Below are 24,499 nucleotides of genomic sequence, written 5' to 3'. Positions count from 1 at the left end.
TTGAAAAGCGGCTGTCCCCTTCAGGAACAGCCGTGTTTTATGCATATGAATGCAGTCCAGCGATAACGAGGTTAACAAACACCAGGTTAAACATTATAATAGCGAAGCCGATTACACAAAGCCAGGCTGATTTTTCACCATGCCAGCCTCTGGAGAGCCTCAAATGTAAATACGCGGCATAAAATAAAAACGTAATTAATGCCCAGACTTCCTTAGGATCCCAGCCCCAGAATCTTGTCCAGGCAATCTGCGCCCAAATCATCGCAAAGATTAATCCGCCTAATGTAAATACTGGAAACCCGATTGCAATTGCACGGTAGCTTACTTCATCTACTGTGTCCGGATTAATTCCTCGAAGCAGAGGCTGCAGAGAACCGCTGACCGGCTTTCTAAAAATCAATCGCAGCAGCAGATAGAGGACTACTCCTGTTATTAATGCCCAAATAACTGTATTGGTATCATCACTTCTTATCCATGCAGGAAGACTGAATAAAGGTTCCATTGTCCCAGAGCTCGTAAGTTCACCTTCATGTGGACCAATCAGAGCAGGGAGCTGGTAAAGCATCTCGGCTCCTTCTCCTGTTTCATCCACGTATTCAAATCTTGCTTCGTAATTAAACATTCCAAAAATATAACGAATCAGAATAAAACCAAATAAACTGATGATGCTGTACATAATGAATTCCAGCCAGAAAATCTGCTTTCCTTTCTTTGAAAAGTCAACCGTTCTGATTAGATAGATCAGGCCCGCAACAAATCCGACAGACAAGATCCCCTGCCCCAGGGCTGTGGTGGTCACGTGAATCTTCAGCCAATTACTCTGCAGCGCTGGAATCAATGGTTCCACTTCCGTAGGAAAAATTGATGCATAAGCAATGATCAGCATAACTACCGGCATGGCAAACATTCCAAGTACATCAGTTCTATAGATAAAATACAGAATTAAAAAAGCAAACCCCAGCGCAATACCTAAAAAGGTCGTATATTCAAACATATTGCTGACCGGGGCATGTCCGGCTACCATCCATCTTGTTATAAAGTAACCTGCCGCAAGAACAAACCCGAAAATCGCAAAGCCGAATCCTATTCTTCCCCAGCGGTTACCGGTCATTTCTCCCTGTTTATCGCGCCATTTTTTTCCGGTGACAGACACCGAAAAGAAAATGGTAGCTGCTAAATAACAGAAAAATGCTGTCAGCAGTAAATTACCACTCCATGCTTCCATGTTTTCATCCCTCCTGTTCTTTCTTGTTATCACTATCCGCTTTCAATCCAGATTGATCTGCAGGCTCTGGTAATCCTGTCTGTTCCGATAAATATCGAAAATCTTTTTTTAACGTTTCCCAATGTTTATTTGCATGGCCGGAAAGCCAGATTTCATCACCGATGCGTTGAATCCATATTCGGCGGTGCGACCAATAGGATCCTTGAATTAAGCCGATCATAAATATCACACCGCCGACTATAATAAACGGCAGCGTCATATCTTTTCTAACTGTTAAGGCGGTGACATCTTTTGTTTCAACACCGTTAAAAGTCATTTGATAATCGTTTTCTCGAAACACATCCTGATTACGCTGTATACCGACAAAGCTGTATTCACCCTCATCAGGATGCTCCGGTGATATCATTTGAAATATGAAGGCAGGATTGTCCGGGATGCTCGAAATAGTCGAAGGTTCCCCGTCGTCATCAAATTCAAAATTAGGAAAATACGAATCAACTATTACTTTGTAGCCGTTCTCGAGTTCATATTCACTCTGTGGATCAAATAAATCAATGGTCAGTTCTCCTACGCTTTCTCCAGTCTCCCTATTATCCATCGTAAACGACATTTGATTGAGCTCGTTCAGTTTGTAATCCATCTGGTATAAGGAAAAACCATCAAACCGCAATGGATTATTAACAGTAATATCTTTTTCGTTTATTTCTTCTACTTCCGGGTCCACTCCGGCTGGACCTTCGCCGGTACGTTCGTATAAAATGGCGTCCGTCCGGTAGGATTTCACCTGCGGACCGCCTGCACGCTGCATTGCCGGCCCAAATGTTTCATCATTTTCATCGTACATTTCCACAGTGAATTCATTGTTTTCTACGTAATACTGGCCATCAGTGCCAGGCACTACTTCTCGTTCTCCTTCTCGTACCCAGACAAGATCATCTATATACATACCCGGAAAAAAACGCAGCATGGCGCCACTAAGAAATATTATAAGGCCGACGTGGTTAATATAAGGCCCCCAGCGGGCAAAACGTCCTTTTTCCGCAACAAGATTTCCATTTTCTTCACGTATGTTATATTTTTTCTTTTTAAGTACAGCGCCTGCTTTATTTACAAGCTCCTCCTGATTACTAACCGTGTGTTTACCGAACAACCGCTGTCTTTTTAAAAAACCTTCATTTCTTGTGACCCGCTGCATTTTCAAAGCCCGGTATAGCGGGACGACACGGTCAATGCTTGCAATAATAAGAGAGATGCCCAGAGACGCAATTAAAGCCATATACCACCATGACCCATATAAATTATGAAAGCCAAGCGTATAATACAGCTGCCCCGCGAGTCCGTACTCATCCTGATAGTGCTCTGCTGCGTTCACATTATTTGGAATATACATTTCCTGAGGAAAAATCGTTCCAATGGAGGAAGCGATCAGCGTCAGGACAATGATCCATATACCAACCTTTACGGAAGAAAAGAAATTCCATATCTTATCAACTATTGATTTGTTGTACGTTTGGGAACGTCGCGCCACACCTTCATAACGCATGTCTACGATGGCAGCTTTTTTATCTTTTTCAATAAGCGGGTTTCCGCAGGATTCACATAAATGTGTTCCATAAGGATTTTCATGGCCGCATTCGCACTTCACTATTTTCATTCGAACACCTCATTGCTGCCTTTACTTCCTATGCTAGCATTTTTCCCCAGTATATCTTAATTATAACGCTAGACTGTATTCGTTTGCAGACTCGTTTTTATGACACTTATGTGACAGCAGCGTCTTTTAATTTTTTAATTTCAATTGGCTTTAACGGTCTGGACTCCCCCGGATGAAGATTTTCCAGTGTAAGGAAAGCATATTTCTCACGTTTTAGTTTAATCACTGGATGTCCAATGTGTTCAAACATCTTCCGTACCTGTTGATTTCTCCCTTCGTGAATCATTATTTCCACGATGGAAGAATTCGTTTTTCTGTTTGCGGAATTTATCTTCACTTTTGCAGGAGCGGTTTTTCTTCCGTCGATTTCAATACCTTTTTCCAGCTTTTTTAATAATTGCTTATCCGGTTTGCCTTCTACTTTCGCAATATAAGTTTTCTGTATTTTACTTGCCGGATGCATCATTTTATTGGCAAACTCCCCATCATTGGTAAGTAAAATCAATCCCGACGTATCATAATCAAGACGGCCGATTGGAAAAATCCGCTCTGCGACATCTTCAAAAAAGTCGGTCACTACCTTTCTTTGTTTGTCATCGCTTACAGCTGATATGACCTGCCTCGGTTTATAAAGCAAAAAATAAACAGGCTGTTCCTTATCTACTGGAACGCCGTCTACTTCGATTGTATCGTTCTGAGGAGAAACTTTGGTCCCCAGCTCTTTGACAACCTTTCCATTTACCTGAACTCTTCCTTCTTTTATAAACTCTTCCGCTTTACGGCGTGATGTGACTCCGGCATGGGCTATAACCTTTTGCAATCTTTCCATTTCCTTCACCTCATTGTCCATCATACTCATTAGAGTTTTAATTCACAAGTTTGAGGAGAAAATCGAGACCGTAACAAAAGTAAATTATTTATTGCAAAATCCAGACGATTCTACTGAATCAGTCTGGACTGCTTGTGACCTATGAACTTTTGTAATCAGCTCCGTCAAAACATTTCGCTACAACCTGGACATCCAAATGGGACGGGGAAGCGTCATTGCTAAACTAGACCAACTTCCCATTGGCCTCTCCGGTTATCTCCCTTCCTGAACTTGACGATTGGGGAGCTGAGGCGGCGCCCATGGAAAGCGAGCGGTTATTTTTCGAAAACAACAATAAATGATGGCTTTCTCCATCGATTATGCAAATACAAGGCTGACGATAATGATGGATGCAATAATACCTGCTGCATCTGCCAGCAGACCTACCTTTAAAGCATCACCTGCATGACGTATTCCGACAGCGCCGAAATACACGGTTAACACATATAGGGTGGTATCAGTGCTCCCCTGCATCGTGGAAGCCAGTCGGCCGATAAATGAATCCGGACCGTAAGAGGCAAACATATCACTCATCATTCCAAGTGCGCCGGTTCCCGATATGGGTCTCAGCAATGCCAGAGGTACTATTTCTGATGGAATTCCCACAAAAGAAAGCAGCGGGTTCACCGCGCTTATTAACAATTCCATTGCACCAGAGGCCCGGAATACAGATATTGCGGTAAACATGCCGACCAGATAAGGAATGAGAGAGACTGCTATTTGAAATCCATCTTTTCCTCCCTCTACAAAGCTTTCATAGGCAGAGACCCTGCGAATTGCCGCATGTACAAAAACAATCAGTAGTAACATTGGAATGAGCCACTGCGAAAAGGTTGCGATGCCAGTCATATCCGCATCTCTCTTTTTATTCTTCTATAATAAAAAAAGCGGTCAATGCTAATTGCTGCAACGGTAGAACACGCAGTGGCAAGAATTGTTGTGCCGACAATTTCAGCGGGGGCCGCCGATCCGTAATTCATCCGCACAGCAATTACTGTGGTTGGTATCAATGTGAGACTTGCTGTGTTTATTGCAAGAAAAGTAACCATAGACCGACTCGGCCTGTCAGTTACGTTGTCGATTTCCTTCATTTCTTTCATGGCCTTAATTCCGAGCGGAGTAGCTGCATTCCCGAGCCCCATCATATTCGCCGTCATATTCGATAAGATATAGCCCATGGCGGGGTGATCGGCGGGGATTTCCGGGAAAAGCCTTGTGGCCAGTGGCTTCATCAGCTTCGTTATCCCATTCATTAACCCGCTTTTTTGGGCTACATTCATCGTACCGAGCCAAAATACCATAACGCTGATTAATCCAAAGCAGATCGTGACAGATTTTTCAGCTCCAGTCAAAATAGCCTGCGACACTTCTTCCATACGTCCTGTGAACATGGCTGTCACAATTCCGATGATAAACATCCCAAGCCAGATCGCGTGAATCATGCAGCGTCTCCCCCTTTGACGAAGAAAGGAAGCAGCTTTTTCCAAAACCCATTATTTTCTTTTATTTCTGGTTCATACATAATTGGCATTGAGTGGATCTGTTCTTCATTCAGATACCATTTCATTTCTCCAACGGCACCAGCGTCTGTTTTTTCCATAAATTCACGGCTTACAGACATTTTGCGCTTAAAAGTTTCATTTCCATCTGAAATAACTGGATATGTCAAGGTATAAGGCAGGTATAACGTCCCGGTGTATTCAGTGCTCCCGATTGTAATTTTTTCATTTTCACTAGCTAATTCTTGCTTTTTTACGTGCTCAAACGCCCATTCAAACATGGAGGTATGATCGTTCCAGTCAGAGGGAGCATCCAAGGTGACTGCAATAAGAGATAGACCATCTTTTTCTGCTGTTGTCACCAGAGTCCTTCCCGCACTTTTCGTATACCCTGTTTTTCCTCCCGTACAATATTCATATAAAGAAGTCAAAAGTTTATTTTTATTATTCCATATTCTGTCCCACTCTTCTCCCTCTTGTGGTGCTCTGTACGATTCCGTCCCTGAAATTTCACGAAACGTTTTATTATTCATCGCATATTGCATGAGCAGAGCCATGTCATATGCAGATGAGTAATGCTGATCACCATCATCAAGCCCATGAGGATTAGTAAATTGAGTATTATTCATACCAAGTTCACTGGCTTTTTCATTCATCATGTATATAAAACCATCCATACTTCCACCGACGTGTTCAGCTATAGCTGCAGCAGCATCATTCCCTGAACGAAGCATAAGCCCGTAGGTTAAATCTTTTAATTGTATTTTCTCCCCTGGTTTTAAATATAAGGATGAGCCTTCTACTCCTGAGGCATTGTTACTAACTTCTACAGTTTCTTTCATTTTCCCCGATTCGATCGCAAGCAGGGCTGTCATAATTTTCGTGATGCTTGCAATTTTTTGAGGTTCGTGTTCATTTTTTGCATACAGAACTCTGCCGCTGTCCTGCTCCATTAAAACCGCCTGCTGAGCAGAAGTTTCAATTGCCGGCGGGGCGGCAGCTCTTACGTCCGTAACAATTGATAAAAAGCATAATAAAAAGCTGAATAAAAAGATAGAAATTTTCATGAGCCACCCCGGCTTTCAAAAATTTATGTGCTGTTATCTAAATCTATGTACAGGCCTTATTCTTATGATAAAAAAACCGAAAACAGTACATTGTACCATTTTCGGCGCTGCAAGCTATCCTTTTGGTTTAAAGCATAAAGCTGCAAAAAATGAAAATATAATGGCAGCAGAGATACCTGCACTCGTTACTTCAAAAATGCCGCCTATAATTCCGATAATTCCATGTTTTTCCGCCTCTGACATGGCTCCGTGCACAAGCGCATTACCAAAGCTTGTAATCGGAACAGTGGCACCGGCGCCGGCAAAGTCAATAAGTGGTTCATATAACCCCAGCCCATCTAAAATTGCCCCAGCTACCACCAGCGCTGTCATAGTATGTGCAGGTGTCAGTTTGATAACATCCATCATCAGCTGCCCGATAACACAAATCGCACCACCGATAAGAAAAGCCCATAAAAACGTCATTATCGTACCTCCCCTTTATTTTCTATTACGACTGCATGAGCAATACATGGAATCGATTCTTTCTGTTGATAGGAGAGGGGACTTAGCAATGCGCCAGTTGCAACAACCAGTATTTTATTCAATTCACGGTTTTTAAGACGATTCAATATATGTCCGTAAACGACCGAAGCAGAGCATCCAGTGCCGCTTGCTCCAGCCTGTACTGGCTGATCTTCATTGTAAAGCAGCATACCGCAGTCGTTAAATTTTTTCTCGGATACCTGATAACCCTTTTCCTTTAACAATTCCTGGCAGATAGAATTCCCCACTTTTCCTAAGTCACCGGTAATTATTAGATCATAATCATCCGGTCCGCGATTTAAGTCATTAAAGTGGGCTTCGATTGTGTCCGCTGCTGCAGGTGCCATCGCACCTCCCATATTGAATGGATCCTTTAATCCCATATCAATTACTTTGCCGACGGTTGCTGCAGTCACTGAAGGTCCAGTTCCATTTTTGGAGACAATCACCGCGCCGGCTGCTGTTGCTGTCCATTGAGAAGTCGGTGGTTTTTGAGAACCGTATTCCGTTGGGTAGCGGAATTGCTTTTCAGTCGCTGCATTATGACTTGAAGTGCCTGTCAACACATAATCCGCTCCATTATTGTTAATGATGAAGCCTGCTAGCGCAAGACCTTCCATCGACGTAGAGCATGCCCCAAATAATCCAATATATGGGATAGATAATGTACGGCAGGCAAAGCTCGAAGACGTCATTTGATTGATCAAATCTCCGCATAGAACAAATTGTATATCACTTTCCTTAAGGCCGGACTTTGTAATGGCTGTCTCACAGGCTTTTTCAAACAAACGCTTTTGCGCTTTTTCAAAGCTTTTCTCTTCCATCCATAAGTCATCGAAAAAATAATCAAAATCACTTGTGAGTCTTCCCTCTGCTTCAAATGGCCCTCCCGCGGTGCCGGCGGCTGTTATTACAGGGGTATTCTCAAATACCCAGGATTGTTTCCCTTGCAGCATTGTTATCCCCCCATGAAAATATTCCAGATATATTTGATGAGCGCCACGACAAACGCTGCAGTGGTGCCAAATACGATTACAGGACCTGCAAGCTTAAACATATTCGCTCCCGTCCCAAGCACGAGCCCTTCTGTACGGTATTCCATCGCAGCGCTGGCCATGGTGTTAGCAAAGCCAGTCACTGGAACGGCTGTACCTGCACCGGCAAATTGGGCAATTTTGTCATAAACTCCAAACCCCGTTAGCAGGACAGCAATAAAAATAAGTACAGCTAGTGTTGGATCGCCGGCTGTTTCTTCGTTAAAATTAAAATTATAAATGAAAAACATTTTTATGGCTTGACCGAATACGCACAATAGCCCTCCAAAGAAAAAAGCAATCGTACAATTTCGAAGAAGAGGTCGTTTGGGCTCCATTTCAGATGAGAGGGACTGATATGTTTTCATAAATTGCTCTTTGTTTTGATTTTGATTCATTCACCTCGCCTCCTTACATTTTTTTGGTGAATCTTTTTATTTTTTTCAGGCGTTTATTGATCTTCTTTTCACCGAGACTTTTATTTTGCAAGTCCTCATTGAGTTCATTAATTTCCAAAATTACTTTTTGGTCTGTGGAAAATGCTATCTTTTCATTCTTCCATTCTTTTTTCAGTAATTCTTCTGCATCTTTGCTGATTGGTTTTAACCTGAAACGGTCCAATTGTTTCACTTCAGCGGCAGCATATAGCTTGTTTTTATAATGTACTGCATAAGCATGCGTAACCGGTTCCAGTTCCTCCAGCTTTTTTATTGCTTGTTCAGCAGTTTGATCATTTGGTGCTGCAGTGCTGTCCTGGCTGCAGGCGGATGTTAAAATAAAACAAAATAATACAATTATTGAAACGCAGGTTGGTTTTGTCAGCATGATTACCTTCCTTCCATCACTCTGTGCCTTCTTAGTATGAAATAGAAATTCCATATTTATGTCATTAAAGTAGGAGGATAAAAGAATTGTATTTACTTATTTGGAAAATATTTGGTATCACTGCCATTTTATTTGTATTACTTATCACTGTGGTGATATATCGAATATTTCAAAAAAACCTCATGTTGGAATTGCTGAAAAATAAACAGGAAAGAGATAATTCGGAGGTGATAGCTGAAGAAACGATTCATCATATCTTCATGTAAGCATGGCAGATTCGCGACAGTGTACATAAACAGAGGAAAACTATTCACCCACAGACTATTGAAGATGCAGCAGTTGACAGCGGCTATTCCCATTCACCTATTCAAGATGCTGGGAGCTGAAAAAACTAATCATATCGAAGCCTTTTTCGATGCTTACGCGGTTTATAAATTTTCGTTCTGGCTGACTGATAGCGGGCATTTTAAAAAGGTTTTTACCGGAAGAGAAGGGGACAAAGACAGCGAAATCCATCAAATCCAAATGGCCTCGACAAAATTAATAAATAAATTAGATTACCACCTTTCTTACTGTCTGCTTAAGGAAAGGTGGTTTTTTGTGTAAATTTAGAATAATTGACCATTATAAGAAAGGATAAGATATGGAAAAGAGGCGAAAAGAATGGCAGCGGAATTGCTCCAGCTATCAGCAGAATTAACGGTTGGCTTCTTTGCACTGCTGCTAATAACAAAAATTTTGGGAAAGACACAAATCAGCCAGCTGACACCTTTTGATTTTATTTCTGCCCTCGTGCTCGGAGAATTGGTCGGGAATGCCATTTACGATGCTAAAATAGGTTTGGTCTATATATTGTTTGCTATTACATTATGGGCTATGCTGATAGCATGTGTGGAACAATTCACCCAAAAAATAAAACGAACGCGCAGTCTTCTTGAAGGGCGTCCGTCCATCGTTATTCGAGAAGGAAAATTAAATTATGACTCGTTAAAACAAAATAAGTTAGATTTAAATCAGCTTCAGCACCTTTTACGGGATAAAGACGTATTTTCTTTGAAGGATGTTCATTTCGCCATTCTCGAAGCGAACGGCTCTATTAGTGTGATCAAAACACCAGAAGCATCAGCCCTGACGAAAAAAGATGTCTTCACTGAGCTGCCGCCGCCTGAATTTCTTCCTATTGCAGTAATATTAGACGGGGAGTGGGTGGAAGATAATTTGAAAGAAATTAAACCATCAAAAGAAGAGCTCCTTCAGGATATATATCAACATGACATTCCATCCATTGACAGAATTCTTTATGCAGAGTGGACCGGCAGCTTCCCGCTGTATCTTCAAACCTATTAAGAAGTAGATTCGTTATTAGAAAAAGACAAACTGTCAAAAAATAAATCGGCGTCGTTTGCTTTTTCTTCATTATCTGTCGTGCTGAGTTCAGGAAGCTCTTCTAATGAGCTAATTCCAAAATACTCCATGAATCGGTTTGTCGTTTGATATAAGATCGGCCTCCCGGTTTTCTGAGCTCTTCCCGCTTCTGCGATTAAGGCTTTCTGCAAAAGTGTCTGCATTGCTCGTTCTGACTTAACTCCTCTGATATCGTCGACCTCCGTCCTTGTTACAGGCTGATTATAGGCGACTATGGACAGTGTTTCTAAGGCAGCCTGAGAAAGAGCTGAACGCTCCGGGATTTCTGCAAGCTTCTCAATATAAGGTGCAGCTTTCTTATGGGAAATAAAAAAGAAGCGATCGCCTGCCTGCTTTATTTGTAAACCTCTGTTTACATTAAACGCCGTTTCTTTACAGCTCAATAATACATTCGAGGCATCATCCTCAGTGAGTTCGAGAACTCTCGCTGCATCCTGTATAGACAAACCTTCGTCTCCGCATACGTAAAGAAGTGCTTCAAGAATGTCCTCTATTTCTTTATCATGCATCTCTCGCTACTCCCTCCTCTGTCCGGCAGACTGTAAAATCATCAAAGTTACCAGATTGAATGCAAATAATTTCTCCATTCTTTACCAGCTCAAGAATTGCTAAAAATGTAATGACGATATGAGACTTTTCTTTTACAGGAAACAATGCAGAAAAACGCTTGCTTTCATTTGCTGCAGGAAGTGTGGATAATATCTCTGTCATTCGCTCATCAATACTTATTTCATCAGAACGAACTGTAGTTGTTTTTGGTGCCTGGTATTTGATTCGTTCCTTCATTTTCATGAAGGCTTCCACCATATCGATTAAAGTGACCCCTTCAGGAAGTTTTCCTGCCTGGTCATTCTGCTCGATAATCGTGGGAGGCTTTGTGTAATGGCGTTTATTTTCTTTTTCTTTATCTTTTAATACCGCGGCAGCCTGTTTATATTTTTGATACTCTATCAGTTTCGCCATTAAGCCTTCGCGCGGGTCTTCCTCCATTTCCTCAGGCAGCAATTCTTCCTGAAGCTCTGTATCTCCCGGCAGCAGCATATTACTTTTGATTTCGAGCAGAGTGGCAGCCATCACTAAATACTCGCTAGCAACATCAAGCTCGAGTTCCTGCATCGCGTGAACATACTCTAGATACTGCCTGGTGATCGGTGCCACTGGAATATTTTGAATATCAACCTTTGCTTCATGAATGAGATGGAGTAAAAGATCAAGAGGACCTTCAAACGCTTCCGTTTTCACATTATATCTGTTCATTATTTACTCCCCTCTTTCAGACAGGCCTGTCAGAACTTTCTCGTATGTTCACTATGTACTATAACAAGCTTCATCCTCTTCTGCCAGAGCCGGCTGCAGATAATTTAAAAAAATATATGTTACAATTGATTCGATAAATGGAACTGAAAGGAGAAGGCTTCATGTACCCAACTGCTTATATCGATTTTCTTGTCCAGTTTCACAGTGTTCGCGACTACTTTGAATGCCATGAAATTCTTGAAGATCATTGGAAGGCTGCCCCTCCTTCTGAAAGGAAAAAGCACTGGGCCGGTTTGATTCAGCTTGCAGTAGCATTATATCATGAGCGCCGCCAAAATATTGTCGGAGCAGAACGAATGATGAACAGAGCTGAAAAAATTATCAGCGAAGAGAAAGAGCCTCTAAAAGCGCTTGCTATTGATGTAGAAAAACTGCTTCTGCTGATTCAGCAGCGAAAACTCGACATACACCGGGGCGTGCGCTACCAGGACATCAACATTCCTCTGACCGATTCAGACCTCGTCACACTCTGCTGTAGAAAAAGCGTGGAACTTGGGGCGGCATGGAGATCTGAAAGTGATTTATCAAACAGCTTTCTGATTCACCGCCATATACTACGAGACCGGACAGACGTGGTTGAAGAACGAGAAGCACAGAGGTTAATACGAAAGAAAAAAAAGCTGTCCGGTGGCTAATAAATCAACCTGGACAGCTTTTAAATTAAGAATTCACTTCATCTGTTTCCCGCTTTTCACAAGTCTCCAGAAATTCCTTCGTTTGATCGCAGCCGACCAGACTGAGATCAAGCCTTTCTTTAATCGTCTGCACCATCGTTCTACCGATACCTTCTTCCCTGTACGAGGGATTCACACATAAATGCTTTAATTCAGCCGTTCCATCCCCATAAAAATGAAGTCCCATTACTCCGACGATATCTTCGCCTTCTTTCCATAGGTACAATTGACAATTCTCATGTTCTTCATACTGTTTTATCGTTTCCTGCAGTTTTTTTACATCTTTTTCTTCCGGCATATATGATAATAACCCCATTGCGATTTTCTTATATGCCGATTTAAATTTCATTAACATTAGAACCATCCCTCATCAAAAAGAGAAATTATTGGCAGAACCTATGACGTTCACCCTTAGCATTGTATACGGTTGAAGCCGCAATGTTTCGCCTAATTTTATTTAAAGAAAGCATAAGGAAAACATGACGTTTTACCGCCATGCTCTTCATATGCTCATAGTGTACTCTTTTTAAAAGAATTTATCAAGGTTTGCCATCTCAATCGCTGCGGAGGCAGCTTCGGCACCTTTATTGCCTGCTTTTGTACCGGCACGTTCCACCGCCTGTTCTATAGTGTTTGTGGTCAGCACCCCGAAAATAACCGGAACACCGGTCTGCAGTGAAAGTCCTCCAACTCCTTTGGCAGCTTCTCCGCAAACGTAATCAAAATGAGGTGTTGAGCCGCGGATAACCGTCCCTAACGTAATAATCGCATCATATTTTCCTGATTCTGCTAATTTTTTTGCCGCAAATGGAATTTCAAAGGCCCCCGGAACCCAGGCAGTATCAATATCTTCCTTTTTAACCCCATGTCGTATCAGGGTGTCCTCTGCCCCGCCAAGAAGCTTGCTTGTTATAAACTCATTAAATCTGCCGACAACAATTCCAACTCTAAGATCCGTTCCAACTAGATTTCCTTCGTAAACATTGCCCATACTGACATAACTCCTTCTCACAATTTCTCTTGTTCAATATTAAAAATGAAGCATATGACCAAGCTTATCATATTTAGTCCGCAAGTAACTCTCATTATCTTTGTTATAAGGAAGCTCAAGGGCCACTCTTTCTACTACTTCGAGCCCATAGCCTTTCAACCCTGTAATTTTTCTCGGATTGTTCGTTAAAAGCCGCATTTTACTGATTCCTAAATCACGCAGCACTTGAGCACCTATACCATAATCACGCAGATCCGGCTTAAAACCGAGCTTTTCATTTGCTTCTACCGTGTCATAGCCTTGTTCCTGGAGCTGATAGGCTTTCATTTTGTTTATAAGCCCAATTCCTCTGCCCTCCTGCCTCATGTAAAGAAGAACTCCTTTCCCTTCTTTTTCAATCTGCTGCAGAGCTGCCTGCAGCTGCGGACCGCAATCACAGCGGTGGGATCCAAAAACATCCCCTGTTAAACATTCTGAATGTACACGGACAAGCGTCGGTTCCTCAGGGAGAATATTGCCTTTAACAAGAGCTATGCTTTCTTTGTCATCAACAACTGACGTATAGCCGTAAGCTTTAAACTCGCCAAAATCAGTCGGCAGCTTAATTTCAGCTTCTTTTTTGACGAGCTTATCTTTTTTGTGGCGGTACTGAATCAAATCTTTAATTGTAATCATTTTCAACTCATGTTCGTCAGCAATTTTTCTTAAATCAGGGACCCTGGCCATCTCTCCATTATCCTTAATTATTTCGCAGATCACACCTGCAGGTACTGAACCTGAAAGTCTTGCCAGATCCACCGCTGCTTCCGTGTGACCAGCTCTTCTCAGCACTCCACCATTTTTAGCAATCAGTGGAAACACATGACCCGGCCGTTTAAAATCCTGGGCTTTACTGCCAGGGCGAAGAAGCTCTTGAATGGTAGTAGCTCTTTCACTAGCTGAAATCCCTGTTGTAGTAGACTTATGATCAATACTGACCGTAAAAGCGGTTCCGTGAGGGTCTGTATTATGATCAACCATCGGAACAAGCTCCAGTTCTTTTGAAAGTTCCTCGGAAATAGGTGTACAAACAAGCCCTCTCCCGTATCTAATCATAAAATTGATTGACTCCGCCGTTGTTTTATCAGCGAGAGCCACAAAATCGCCTTCATTTTCTCTGTCTTCATCATCACATACAATGACAGTGTGCCCTTGCATCAATTCATAAATGGCCTCTTCAATCGGATCAAAAATTTTCTTTTCTGCCATACTGTGTTCCTTCTTTCCACGTAAATTTATTTATAGCCATTCTGCTCAAGAACACCTGCTGTAAGCCCGCTATTTTCTTTACCTTCCACTCCCGCTAAAATTCGCTCAGTATACTTTGAAAGCATGTCGCATTCAATATTAACTGAATCTCCAGGATTTTTTTCACCCAACACGGTTTCCTTCCATGTGTGGGGAATGATGGAAAGAGTCAGCAGCTCCTCTGCATCATTCACTCCAAATATCGTAAGACTAATGCCATCGACAGCTACAGATCCTTTATATGTTAAATACTTCATATATTGAGCAGGAACTTTAATCTTCACATATACTGCGTTCTCATGCGGGATTATTTCCGCAATGGAGCCGGCTGCGTCTACATGCCCGGAGACAAAATGACCTCCGAACCTTCCATCTGCAGGCATTGCCCGCTCTACATTGACGGCCGACCCTTTTTGGAGCATTCTTAAGCTGGTCGCCTTAACTGTTTCAGGCATCACATCGACTGTGAAGGAGGTTTCTGAAAATGAGGTGACTGTAAGGCAGACGCCGTTGACGGCTATGCTGTCGCCAATGTTTATGTCACTCATAATTTTCGTAGCCAAAATAGTTAATACCAGCGTTTCCCCCGTGTCTTTTATATTTTCAACGGATGCTTTTTCTTCTATAATACCTGTAAACATTTTTTCATTCCTCACTTCGGGGTAGGGCGGTAATTTTCAAATCCGGCCCGATCCGTTCTATTTTTTTAATATCCAGGTCCATCACTTCTGCCATTTCTGCTGCTCCGTTACCTTCAATAACCGAAGGGGCGCCTTTTCCCCCAATAAGCTTGGGAGCTAAATAAAAAACGGCCTCCTGTATAGCACCTGCTTCAAGAAAACTGCCGTGAACCGTTGCTCCGCCCTCCACATACAGGGACATAATATTCTCCCTGGCAAGGTTATGGAGCACATCCTGTATTCGGATGGAAGAGGAAGACATTCGGAATATCTTCACCCCGAGTTCCAGCAGTTGTTGTTCCTTTTCCACTTCAGCCTCCATGCCGCAAAACACCCAGACCGGTGCTGCTTTATCCACAATTATTGATGATTCTTCAGAAATAGAGAGGCTCGTATCAAGGATCACTCGGACGGGGTTGCTGCCACCGTTCGGGATTCTTGTGGTCAGCGAAGGATTATCAGCCGCCAATGTACCGGAGCCAACTAGAATGGCATCATGAACGTGGCGGAGGCGGTGTCCGTCTTCTCGGGATTCTATACTGGTAATCCATTGACTTTCACCCGTTTTTGTAGCTGTTTTTCCATCCAGAGAGGCAGCAGCCTTTAACGTAACATATGGTGTACCGCTGCGAATATAATGAAAAAACCTGCGGTTCAGCCATTCTGCCTCTTCTTTCAATATATTCGTCTCTACAGTGATCCCTGCTTTCGTTAACTTATTAACTCCTTTACCAGCTACTTCCGGATTCGGATCGACCACCGCAATAACCGCACGTTTAATCCCTTTTTCTATTATAAGATCGGCGCAGGGCGGTGTTCTTCCAAAATGACTGCACGGTTCAAGTGTCACATAAATCGTGCCGCCTCCTGCATTATCACCTGCCATTGTCAATGCGTGGACCTCCGCATGCTCCGTGCCCGCCCTTAAATGGGCACCAACACCAAGGATGCGGCCGTCTTTTACCACCACCGCTCCTACACAAGGATTAGGAGAAGTCTGCCCCTCGGTCCCTGCCGCCAGCTCCATTGCCAGTCTCATATACGATTCGTCTGTCATAGCTTCATCTCATTCCTTTTATTAACACTCAGAAAAAATAGCCTGCCGCGATGTCCAAAAGACGAAAGCTTCAGCTGGGGTCGTCTTCTTGTTTTATATTCAGAAAGTACTTTTAAAGTTGATTTAAAAGTACAAATAAAAATCCCCGGAAAAGAAACTCCTCTCCGGGGATTAAAAGCGTGCTCGAATAAGCCTCTTATAAGGCTGGTAATAAACTGGAGAACGTAAGGGTATTTATAACTGACTGTCTCCGTTCAAAGGAATACTGTATTTTTATACTTTCATCTTTCAGCGGAAACCTTTATGAAAGTATGACAAAGACACAGCTGTCTCCCTGCCAGCTTGCTGAACACTGCTTTCCTTCTCCCATCCAGACTGTAACTGTCGGCTCTGGATTTACACCAGATCCACCGCAAAAACAAATGTTCATGCGGGTCACGGACTAAAAGGCACTGATCTGCACCTTATCACCGCCGGTTCGGAATTTCACCTGACCCCGAAGGAAACTGCTCATGTTAAGTTGTACCGCTATCTTATCCTTTCATAGTCGACGGCGTCAACTATCTTAGCTTTTCTCAGCTCTTGCTGATTCTGCACAGGAAAAGCATAAAACTCTTTTACTATCCGTTATCACACCATTTAAAAAACCATCCATACAATACACTGCCACATGACAATCAGCACAGTTTCCTACCTTTTCCTTCATCAATACTCCCTCCTGATAGAAGATTCTTCACAATATCTAACCTGTTCTTATTGTACATCACAGCATGGCAGACCTTTTATGAAATATGAAAAGGACGAATGCTGTTACCTGCATCCGTCCCTGCTTAATAATTATTCTTCCCAGACTTTAACTTCCTTCATGACATCACCCTGCTGGATGCGGTCAACCGTATCAAGGCCCTCAGTCACTTTTCCGAAGACAGTATGAACTCCATCGAGATGCGGCTGTTGGTCAAAAAGAATAAAAAATTGACTTCCACCTGTATCCTTTCCTGCATGGGCCATCGAAAGGTAACCGCGCTGATGCTTATGAGAGTTCCCTTCCGTTTCACACTTAATAGTATATCCAGGACCGCCTGTGCCATTTCCGTTCGGGCAGCCTCCCTGCGCCACAAAGCCAGGAATTACACGGTGGAATGTTAATCCATCATAGAACCCTTTATCAGCAAGAGATTGAAAGTTTTCTACAGTTCCCGGTGCTTCTTCCGGAAAAAACTCAATCTCTATTTTCTCTCCATTTTCAAATGAAATACTTCCTTTTGTCATTGCAATCAGCACACCTTTCTCAAATTCATTCTTACCTGCATTATTTTATCATACTTTTTCTATTTGCTTCAGCGGAAGATCATTCCGCAGCAAATCTTCGATCGACTCACCTCTGACCACAAGCTGTGCTTTTCCATTCTCGACGAAAACAACAGGAGGCTTTGTAAGACGGTTATAGTTGTTTGCCATCGAATAACCATAGGCACCTGTACAAAATACTGCGAGAATATCCTGATGATGCACCTCCGGAAGAGGCAGCTTCCAGATCAGCATATCGCCGCTTTCACAACATTTACCTGCAACAGCAAAATTGTCTTCAATTTTTTCATTCGCCCTGTTTGCCAGAAGTCCTTCATATTCCGCATGATATAAAGCAGGCCTTATATTATCCGTCATGCCGCCGTCAATCGAAACATAGCGGCGTATGCCTGGTATATCTTTTTTAGAGCCGATCGTATAAAGAGTGGTACCGGCATCCCCGCTGATGGCACGGCCTGGCTCTATCCAAATTTCCGGCATCGATAAATCAGCCCGCTCTGTTTCCTGACGGACTGCCTTAATTAAATCCTTTACGTATTCTTCAGGCAGCAACGGTTCATCGCCTTCTACATAGCGGATACCGAATCCGCCACCTGCATTAAAAACTTCCGGTTCAAAAGCATGCTTTTCTTTCCACTCTTTGAAATGTACAAACAGCTTTTGCACAGCCATTATAAACCCGCTCGTATCAAATATCTGCGATCCTATATGACAATGAACACCTTTTAGATGGAGACTTTTTTCCTTTTGAATGAGGCGTATGGCCTGATCAGCCTGACCGCTGTTTAAATCAAACCCGAACTTTGAATCCTCCTGGCCAGTGGAAATATATTCATGTGTATGAGCCTCTACCCCTGGTGTGGTCCGTATCAACACATCCACCTTTGTTTGTTCGGAGCCTGCCAGTCGTGCGAGCATATTCAGCTCGTAAAAGTTATCGAGCACGATGCATCCAATGCCGAGCTTCAGGGCTAATGCAAGCTCTTCCTCACTTTTATTATTTCCGTGAAAATGAACTCTGTCCATAGGGAATCCAGCTTTGTGAGCTGTCATCAATTCTCCTCCGGATACTACGTCCAGGCTGAGCCCCAGCTCTTCTGCAAGCTGAACCATTGCAATGCAGCTGAAGGCTTTACTCGCGTAAGCAACCTGATAGGAAGCGCCTGCTTCTTCAAAAGCATTCTTAAATCCTGCTGCACGCTGGCGGATTAATTCTACATCATATACGTAAACAGGTGTTCCAAAATTTTTGGAAATTTCAACGGTATCTACACCGCCGATTTCCAGATGGCCAAGTTCATTCACCTGACTTGTTCCATGCAAAAACATCTTCTTCTCCCCTTACCACTACCTAAAATGAATGTATACATTTTAGCATCATTTCAGCCTGATAAAAAGAAAAGAATATTGACTTCATTATTTATTCTGAGGATTGCCTTACAGAATCCTGAGGGTTAACAATTCTGAGTCTTCTGCGCATGCTTGGCACGGTGGTCCTCATAATGATCTGCCATGCCCCTGACGCATCAAATGGAAGGATCGGCCACAGGTATGGTTTATTCAATGACCTTATCCTGACAAGCGAAATAAATAAGAGAGTGGCTCCAATTATAAAGCCAATTTTCCCAAAGGCTGCTACAATTAAAATCAATGCAAGTCTGAGAATTTTAATAGCTAAACCGAGTTCATAACTTGGGGTAGCGAAGATGCCAATTGCCCCGGCTGCTACATATAATATAACTTCTGAAGTGAATAGTCCTACTTCCACAGCGATTTCACCTATTAAGAGGGCAGCCACGAGACCTAATGCTGTGGCAAGAGGCGATGGCGTATGAATTGCAGCCATGCGTAACAGCTCGATACCAAGCTCTGCGAGAATAATCTGTACTACTATTGGAATATTGGATTTTTCCTTCGGACCGATGAAATCCAGGTTATCAGGAAGAATTGATGGATCAAGTACAGCCAGCAGCCAGAGCGGCAGAATAATCATAGAAGCAATCATTCCGAAAAAACGCACCCAGCGCAGATACGAACCGATAAAAGGCGCCTGCCGATATTCCTCCGCGTGCTGAACATGATGAAACATTGTAGTCGGTGTAATTATAACACTCGGGGAAGCATCCACAATTATAATAACATGGCCTTCAAAAAGGTGTTCAGCTGCTACATCCGGTCTTTCGGTGTAGCGGACGAGCGGAAATGGGTTGCTTCCCTGCTTGACAATATACTCTTCCACTACTTTGTCACCCATAGGAAGGCCGTCAATTTTGATAGCTTTTAGTTCTTTTTTTATGATATTGACTAGATCAGGGTCTGCTATCCCTTCAATATAGGATATACATATATCTGTTTTGGAACGAACTCCGATGCGCATAATTTCATGGCGGAGTCTTTCATCGCGGATTCGTCTTCTCGTCAGAGCTGTATTTTCAATAATATTCTCTGTATATCCATCTCTTGCGCCCCTGACAACCCTTTCAGTATCAGGTTCTTCAGGACCTCTTCCCGGATAGCTTCGGACATCAACGACAAACGCTTCATCTTCCCCCTCCACTAGGATAAAAACAAGCCCGGACAACATTTCTACTATGCAATCCTCAAAGGTGTTTTTATATTCCACCTGCACATGGACAAGGTGGTTTTTGATAATTTCTTTGACGTGGATGTCCTCTTCTTCGTCTGAAGTGTGCCTTTCGAGTCGCAGTAATTCTTTTATCAGCTCAATTAAATAATCAATATCACATAATCCATTTACGTAATAAATTTGAATTTCTTTTCCAAGAATATTTAAATGCCTGATCCCGGCATCAAAACTGATACCGATTCCAAGCTTATCTGTAAGTATTTTCTCATTTACTTTTATATCCTTGCTCAATTTTCCATACGTCTGATCATTTTTCTCCATAATTGCCTTTCTGTGTTCAGGCAGTTTTGATTTCTTCTTTAATTTATTGAGCATGTCTTTACTGCGCCTCCTTACAAACTAGAAATGAACGTAAAAAATCCAATGAAACAAAGATCCCACAATTTTTCCGAGTACAATAGCCATAACCAGGACTGAAATCCTCCGCTCCATACGTATTCTTCGTGCTAATATTGGAAAAACATTCAATAATTCTGTCAAAGCCGCAGCCAGCATACCTATAAAAATTCCTGCTGCCAATCCTATAGGTATTACTAAAAGAGGTGTATATCCCATTTCAACATCATGAAGAGTAGTCACGGAACCAACAACTGCACCGATGATTAGCGCTGCTTCATAAAATGGAATGGCGCGGTATGTTTTCGTAAGCTGAGCAAGTCTTGGGATAATTCCAATGACTGATAAAAATGCAACAAGTCCGCTTCCTGTTGCCAGTCCGCCGCTTAATCCGATGAAGGCGGCGAGAAATGCTTCGACTGCCATGCTTTTGACCCTCTGTCTGTTTCATGATCAGCAAGATATTTTTCTATATCCTGTTCATAATGATGCATTTCCAATTCAAGCGGACTTGGCTCTTCATTAATTCTCTTTCGAAAAACATGGTTAAAAAACAAAATCATTCCCAGACCAAGTCCAAAAGAATACGGTATTTGGAGCAGCAGCGGACTTTCTAACCTCACGCCAGTCACAAGCTCGTATATATTCTGATGCACTTCAAGCATGCTTACATCTTCATGAAAATTCATAATGGCAAGTGCGGCCCCGATAAATAAAAGCATCCATACTAACAGCAGCATGGTAATAGAGGCAGCGCCGGCAGGCCTTTTTATTTTAATGACAGTTTGTTCCGGCCCGATGATGTGCAGCCGGATGGAAGGATCTACTTTTTTTATGCGCTGTATTACAGTAATGACATCAATTACGACATGGCTTTTATCTGAATCTTTTACTTGATACACGGGGAGCTGAAGCAGCTTTTTTATAGTGTTTTCTTCTCCTCCTGCCCGGGCAATTTCATGAATATAAATATTCTGGCCAACAGTCGCTTTAGCAGCAGCATACATTTGCAGAAATACTTGATTTTCCATCAATATCCCTCCTAGTTTTTAGTATTGTCTGAAATAACCAGAGCATACTTATTTTTTGGGCACGGAAAAACCCAGCTGCCATTAATCAGACAGCTGGGTTTTTAATTTTTCAAGTATTCTTTTTTCAAGCCTGGAGACCTGCACCTGAGAAATTCCTAACCTTCCGGCAACCTCGGACTGAGTCTTATCTTTGTAATAACGAAGGTAGACTATTAGTCTTTCTCTGTCCTCCAGCTGCTCGATTCCCTCTTTCAAGGCAATCTGCTCAAACCAGCCTGATTCTCCCTGTTCTGCAATCTGGTCCATAAGCGTAATTGGATCGCCTTCGTTTTCATATACCGTTTCATTTAACGAAGATAAGGACCTGTTCGCTTCAGTAGCAAAAACAATTTCTTCTACGGGAAGCTCCAGCTCATCTGCAATATTCTGCAGAGTTGGAATGTACCCTAGTGTTTTAGTCAATTCCTCTTTTGTTCTTCGTATTTTGTTATTCAGCTCTTTTAAAGACCGGCTGACCTTTACCGTTCCATCGTCTCTGATAAATCGCTGTATTTCTCCAATAATCATTGGTACAGCATACGTGGAGAATTTCACCTCGTATGAAAGGTCAAATTTGTCCACTGACTTAATTAATCCTATAACCCCGATTTGGAATAAATCGTCCGCTTCATATCCTCTATTAAGAAAACGTTGTACGACAGACCAAACAAGTCTTGTATTTCGCTGAATTATAGTGTTGCGGGCTTCCTTATCACCCTTTTGGCTTAATCGAATAAGCTCCCTGACCTTATCATCCTGCAGCGGTTGATGGTCCTTCTGTTTAACATTCATAGGCCGCACCTTAATTAAATAAGGACTGGCGTCTGCGGGCTAGCTTCTTTTTCATATAAACTGTAGTGCCGCGGCCGGGTTCAGATGTTATTTCCACCTCATCCATAAAGTTTTCCATAATCGTAAATCCCATGCCGGATCGCTCGAGTTCAGGCTTCGTTGTAAACAAAGGCTCTCTCGCTTTATCTATGTTATCGATACCTGCCCCATTATCCTTTATGGATATTTCAATCGCATCAGAATCAATCTGCACCATTATAATGATAGTGGAGGCAGGGTTTTCATGATACCCGTGTATAATCGCATTCGTAACAGCCTCAGAAACCACCGTCTTCAATTCCGTAAGTTCATCCATGTTCGGGTCAAGCTGAGCTGCAAATGCGCCTACACTCACCCTTGCAAAAGCCTCGTTTTCACTAACCGCAGAGAATTCTAATTTCATTTCATTTTTCACGGTTACGCCACCCCCAGTTTTTCAAGTGCATCCTGTTCCCGGCTCTCCTGCCTTACAATTTTGTATAGACCTGACAATTCAAATAACCTCTGTACCGGCGTCGTAACGGAACAAACTACCATTTCTCCGCCATTTTTACTTATCTGCTTGTAGCGTCCAAGAATCACCCCAAGACCGGAGCTGTCCATAAACGTCAGCGCCTCAAGATTAAAAATAATATGACGCACCGTGCCCTTTTTTAAATAATCGTCAACCTGCAGTCTTAATTTCTGAGATGAATGGTGATCGAGCTCACCCTGCAGCCGGATACATAACACATTATTAACCTGCTCTAATTCCATTTCCATATTCATATTCTGCCTCCCCTGTCCATCGTGGTTCATTCATACAACTGATTGTTTCTTCCCCGTCTTCCGTTCTTCCTTCACTGTCGACAAAACTAGTTAGAAATCGGTAAAATTAGTCTTTTTTTTTACTTTTTACTATGACCGGTCATCGTCGACACAGTTCGTTTGAATAACGTTGCCCAATTAGCTGTTTTTATTTCTTTCTCAAGCACAAGCTGCTTCGTTAAAATCTTATCTTTCCCATCGTAATACGTAATTTCCCCTGCTTTCGTACCTTTTTTTACAGGCGCAGTCAGTTTTTTCTCAATGTCGACTTTGACCTTATAAGAGTCTGCTTTTTCGTTTTTAGGAACAACCACAGCTGCGTCCTCTGTTAACGTCGCTTTTGCTACAGGAGCGGCACCTTTTTCTATTCGAATATCACCAAGCGGTGTACCTGCTTTTTGTAGAACCACATATTTATATTGATCGAAAGCGTGCTTAATCAGCTCCATTGTATACTTGTTCCGGTCCGACGGCGTGTCAGCTCCCATTACAACGGTGATCACCCGCATGCCTTCCCGATCTGCAGTAGCCGTTAAATTATATTTCGCTTCAGACGTATATCCGGTTTTTAAACCGTCAACTTCTTTTGTATGTTTCACGAGCCGGTTCGTGTTAACCAGCCAGAATTCTTTCTTTGAGCCTTTTCGTAAATAGTCTTCATAAATACTCGTGTAGGATAAAATATCCTTATGCCGAAGGAGTTCTTTACTAATAAGCGCTAGATCATTTGCAGTAGTATAATGATCTTCTGCCGGTAGTCCGGTGGCATTTTGAAATTGAGTTCTGTTTGCACCGAGCTGTTCTGCTCTTTCATTCATTTTCTCTACAAACTTTTCTTCTGAACCTGATAAATATTCAGCCATAGCTACAGATGCGTCATTGCCCGAAGCAACTGCGATTCCCTTCAGCAGGTCCTTCACACTCATTTCCTCGCCTTCTTCGAGAAAAATTTGTGACCCCCCCATCGAAGCTGCCCTTTCACTGGCAATTACTTTGTCATTTAAATTAATTTTTTCCTCTTCAAGAGCTTCCATAATTAACAGCATTGTCATTATTTTAGTCATACTTGCCGGCGGCAGCTGCTCTTCACTATTTTTTTCAGCCAGTACTTCGCCAGAATTTGATTCTATTAAGATGGCTGCTTTTGCATCTTTTGCAAATTCTGATTTCTCCTCTTCCGCAGATACATTTGAAGGAACGAGCACAAGCACTGTTATCATAAGTACGAGCATTTTTATGTTCATTTTTAACATCATTTCCGTCACCTCTTAAACAAGATAACGTTAGCATTTCCATTTTTTTCTTCACTTATACAAAAGAATAGGAAGGGCTGTATCAAAAGACATTTAAAAAAATTTTAGTCCCCGCT

The 24,499-nt window shown here is 42.3% G+C and carries 30 protein-coding genes and 1 riboswitch; of the genes, 3 read left to right on the top strand and 27 right to left on the bottom strand.

The genetic code is table 11. The annotated features are described in order from the left end of the window. Positions 1-37: 37 nt before the first annotated feature. The 10 genes from ccsA to ACE4RR_RS07135 form a co-directional block, all read right to left on the bottom strand. Positions 38-1,225, bottom strand: coding sequence for a cytochrome c biogenesis protein CcsA (gene ccsA / locus ACE4RR_RS07180; protein WP_375534729.1), 1,188 nt, complete (start codon positions 1,223-1,225; stop codon positions 38-40). Positions 1,226-1,229: 4 nt separating this feature from the next. After that, positions 1,230-2,879 (bottom strand): cytochrome c biogenesis protein ResB, encoded by a 1,650-nt coding sequence (gene resB, locus ACE4RR_RS07175; protein ID WP_375534728.1) that lies wholly within the window; start codon positions 2,877-2,879, stop codon positions 1,230-1,232. 106 nt (positions 2,880-2,985) lie between these two features. Then, positions 2,986-3,708: a pseudouridine synthase gene (locus ACE4RR_RS07170; protein ID WP_375534727.1), complete on the bottom strand. Its 723-nt coding sequence runs from the start codon at positions 3,706-3,708 to the stop codon at positions 2,986-2,988. 357 nt (positions 3,709-4,065) lie between these two features. Beyond that, complete coding sequence (locus ACE4RR_RS07165; RefSeq protein WP_375534726.1) at positions 4,066-4,596, bottom strand: spore maturation protein; 531 nt, start codon at positions 4,594-4,596, stop codon at positions 4,066-4,068. Next, complete coding sequence (locus ACE4RR_RS07160; protein ID WP_375534725.1) at positions 4,593-5,189, bottom strand: nucleoside recognition domain-containing protein; 597 nt, start codon at positions 5,187-5,189, stop codon at positions 4,593-4,595. The genes ACE4RR_RS07165 and ACE4RR_RS07160 overlap by 4 nt, the downstream gene beginning before the upstream one ends. Further along, a complete protein-coding gene (locus ACE4RR_RS07155; protein ID WP_375534724.1) occupies positions 5,186-6,313 on the bottom strand; it encodes a D-alanyl-D-alanine carboxypeptidase family protein in 1,128 nt (375 codons plus the stop codon). The genes ACE4RR_RS07160 and ACE4RR_RS07155 overlap by 4 nt, the downstream gene beginning before the upstream one ends. 114 nt (positions 6,314-6,427) lie before the next feature. Then, positions 6,428-6,778 carry a stage V sporulation protein AE gene (gene spoVAE, locus ACE4RR_RS07150; RefSeq protein WP_375534723.1) on the bottom strand — a complete coding sequence of 117 codons (351 nt, stop codon included), beginning with the start codon at positions 6,776-6,778 and terminating at the stop codon, positions 6,428-6,430. After that, positions 6,778-7,794: a stage V sporulation protein AD gene (gene spoVAD / locus ACE4RR_RS07145; protein ID WP_375534722.1), complete on the bottom strand. Its 1,017-nt coding sequence runs from the start codon at positions 7,792-7,794 to the stop codon at positions 6,778-6,780. Before spoVAD ends, spoVAE begins: the two co-directional genes overlap by 1 nt. Before the next feature lie 2 nt (positions 7,795-7,796). After that, a complete protein-coding gene (spoVAC, locus tag ACE4RR_RS07140) occupies positions 7,797-8,270 on the bottom strand; it encodes a stage V sporulation protein AC (protein ID WP_375534721.1) in 474 nt (157 codons plus the stop codon). Positions 8,271-8,283: 13 nt separating this feature from the next. Then, entirely contained in the window at positions 8,284-8,697 is a 414-nt protein-coding gene (locus ACE4RR_RS07135; protein WP_375534720.1) for a YhcN/YlaJ family sporulation lipoprotein, read from the bottom strand. A gap of 86 nt (positions 8,698-8,783) precedes the next feature. On the opposite strand from ACE4RR_RS07135, the gene ACE4RR_RS07130 reads away from it, so the two are divergent. Together ACE4RR_RS07130 and ACE4RR_RS07125 are read left to right on the top strand one after the other, a co-directional pair. Continuing rightward, positions 8,784-8,963 (top strand): hypothetical protein, encoded by a 180-nt coding sequence (locus ACE4RR_RS07130; RefSeq protein WP_375534719.1) that lies wholly within the window; start codon positions 8,784-8,786, stop codon positions 8,961-8,963. A gap of 397 nt (positions 8,964-9,360) precedes the next feature. Further along, the gene (locus tag ACE4RR_RS07125) at positions 9,361-10,044 is read left to right on the top strand and encodes a DUF421 domain-containing protein (protein ID WP_375534718.1); all 684 of its coding nucleotides are present in this window, start codon (positions 9,361-9,363) and stop codon (positions 10,042-10,044) included. On the opposite strand, the gene scpB is transcribed toward ACE4RR_RS07125, so the two are convergent. Continuing rightward, positions 10,041-10,631 (bottom strand): SMC-Scp complex subunit ScpB, encoded by a 591-nt coding sequence (scpB, locus tag ACE4RR_RS07120; RefSeq protein WP_375534717.1) that lies wholly within the window; start codon positions 10,629-10,631, stop codon positions 10,041-10,043. The two genes, ACE4RR_RS07125 and scpB, sit on opposite strands and share 4 nt — an antisense overlap. Next, positions 10,624-11,379 (bottom strand): segregation/condensation protein A, encoded by a 756-nt coding sequence (locus ACE4RR_RS07115; protein WP_375534716.1) that lies wholly within the window; start codon positions 11,377-11,379, stop codon positions 10,624-10,626. Before ACE4RR_RS07115 ends, scpB begins: the two co-directional genes overlap by 8 nt. A 161-nt stretch (positions 11,380-11,540) precedes the next feature. Between ACE4RR_RS07115 and ACE4RR_RS07110 the strand changes: the two genes are divergently transcribed. After that, positions 11,541-12,074: a DUF309 domain-containing protein gene (locus ACE4RR_RS07110; RefSeq protein WP_375534715.1), complete on the top strand. Its 534-nt coding sequence runs from the start codon at positions 11,541-11,543 to the stop codon at positions 12,072-12,074. 25 nt (positions 12,075-12,099) lie between these two features. On the opposite strand, the gene ACE4RR_RS07105 is transcribed toward ACE4RR_RS07110, so the two are convergent. From ACE4RR_RS07105 to ACE4RR_RS07035, 15 genes are all read right to left on the bottom strand, one after another. Beyond that, positions 12,100-12,468 carry a GNAT family N-acetyltransferase gene (locus tag ACE4RR_RS07105; protein WP_375534714.1) on the bottom strand — a complete coding sequence of 123 codons (369 nt, stop codon included), beginning with the start codon at positions 12,466-12,468 and terminating at the stop codon, positions 12,100-12,102. Positions 12,469-12,639: 171 nt separating this feature from the next. Beyond that, positions 12,640-13,104: a 6,7-dimethyl-8-ribityllumazine synthase gene (gene ribH / locus ACE4RR_RS07100; RefSeq protein ID WP_375534713.1), complete on the bottom strand. Its 465-nt coding sequence runs from the start codon at positions 13,102-13,104 to the stop codon at positions 12,640-12,642. Positions 13,105-13,143: 39 nt separating this feature from the next. Then, a complete protein-coding gene (locus ACE4RR_RS07095) occupies positions 13,144-14,352 on the bottom strand; it encodes a bifunctional 3,4-dihydroxy-2-butanone-4-phosphate synthase/GTP cyclohydrolase II (RefSeq protein WP_375534712.1) in 1,209 nt (402 codons plus the stop codon). 26 nt (positions 14,353-14,378) lie between these two features. Further along, a complete protein-coding gene (gene ribE, locus ACE4RR_RS07090) occupies positions 14,379-15,032 on the bottom strand; it encodes a riboflavin synthase (protein ID WP_375534711.1) in 654 nt (217 codons plus the stop codon). 4 nt (positions 15,033-15,036) lie between these two features. Further along, complete coding sequence (ribD, locus tag ACE4RR_RS07085) at positions 15,037-16,128, bottom strand: bifunctional diaminohydroxyphosphoribosylaminopyrimidine deaminase/5-amino-6-(5-phosphoribosylamino)uracil reductase RibD (RefSeq protein WP_375534710.1); 1,092 nt, start codon at positions 16,126-16,128, stop codon at positions 15,037-15,039. A 354-nt stretch (positions 16,129-16,482) separates the two neighbouring features. Continuing rightward, positions 16,483-16,636, bottom strand: a riboswitch (FMN riboswitch). A 57-nt stretch (positions 16,637-16,693) separates the two neighbouring features. Continuing rightward, positions 16,694-16,834, bottom strand: a complete 141-nt coding sequence (locus ACE4RR_RS07080) for a hypothetical protein (protein ID WP_375534709.1) — start codon at positions 16,832-16,834, stop codon at positions 16,694-16,696. A gap of 131 nt (positions 16,835-16,965) precedes the next feature. Continuing rightward, complete coding sequence (locus ACE4RR_RS07075) at positions 16,966-17,400, bottom strand: peptidylprolyl isomerase (RefSeq protein WP_375534708.1); 435 nt, start codon at positions 17,398-17,400, stop codon at positions 16,966-16,968. A gap of 48 nt (positions 17,401-17,448) precedes the next feature. Continuing rightward, a complete protein-coding gene (lysA, locus tag ACE4RR_RS07070) occupies positions 17,449-18,768 on the bottom strand; it encodes a diaminopimelate decarboxylase (RefSeq protein WP_375534707.1) in 1,320 nt (439 codons plus the stop codon). A 91-nt stretch (positions 18,769-18,859) separates the two neighbouring features. Next, the gene (locus tag ACE4RR_RS07065; RefSeq protein WP_375534887.1) at positions 18,860-20,347 is read right to left on the bottom strand and encodes a spore germination protein; all 1,488 of its coding nucleotides are present in this window, start codon (positions 20,345-20,347) and stop codon (positions 18,860-18,862) included. A 78-nt stretch (positions 20,348-20,425) separates the two neighbouring features. Then, positions 20,426-20,848 (bottom strand): stage V sporulation protein AB, encoded by a 423-nt coding sequence (locus ACE4RR_RS07060; protein ID WP_375534706.1) that lies wholly within the window; start codon positions 20,846-20,848, stop codon positions 20,426-20,428. Further along, positions 20,809-21,453 carry a stage V sporulation protein AA gene (locus tag ACE4RR_RS07055; protein ID WP_375534705.1) on the bottom strand — a complete coding sequence of 215 codons (645 nt, stop codon included), beginning with the start codon at positions 21,451-21,453 and terminating at the stop codon, positions 20,809-20,811. Before ACE4RR_RS07055 ends, ACE4RR_RS07060 begins: the two co-directional genes overlap by 40 nt. Positions 21,454-21,534: 81 nt before the next feature. Then, positions 21,535-22,284 (bottom strand): RNA polymerase sporulation sigma factor SigF, encoded by a 750-nt coding sequence (gene sigF / locus ACE4RR_RS07050; protein ID WP_375534704.1) that lies wholly within the window; start codon positions 22,282-22,284, stop codon positions 21,535-21,537. A gap of 10 nt (positions 22,285-22,294) precedes the next feature. Beyond that, the gene (gene spoIIAB, locus ACE4RR_RS07045) at positions 22,295-22,738 is read right to left on the bottom strand and encodes an anti-sigma F factor (protein WP_375534703.1); all 444 of its coding nucleotides are present in this window, start codon (positions 22,736-22,738) and stop codon (positions 22,295-22,297) included. Positions 22,739-22,740: 2 nt separating this feature from the next. Further along, entirely contained in the window at positions 22,741-23,091 is a 351-nt protein-coding gene (gene spoIIAA, locus ACE4RR_RS07040) for an anti-sigma F factor antagonist (RefSeq protein ID WP_375534702.1), read from the bottom strand. A 119-nt stretch (positions 23,092-23,210) separates the two neighbouring features. Next, positions 23,211-24,386 (bottom strand): D-alanyl-D-alanine carboxypeptidase family protein, encoded by a 1,176-nt coding sequence (locus ACE4RR_RS07035; RefSeq protein WP_375534701.1) that lies wholly within the window; start codon positions 24,384-24,386, stop codon positions 23,211-23,213. Positions 24,387-24,499 lie beyond the last annotated feature (113 nt).

It is taken from the genome of Alteribacillus sp. HJP-4 (genome assembly GCF_042139015.1).
GTDB lineage: Bacteria > Bacillota > Bacilli > Bacillales > Marinococcaceae > JBHIKY01.
This window is presented reverse-complemented; position numbering and strand designations above follow the sequence as displayed.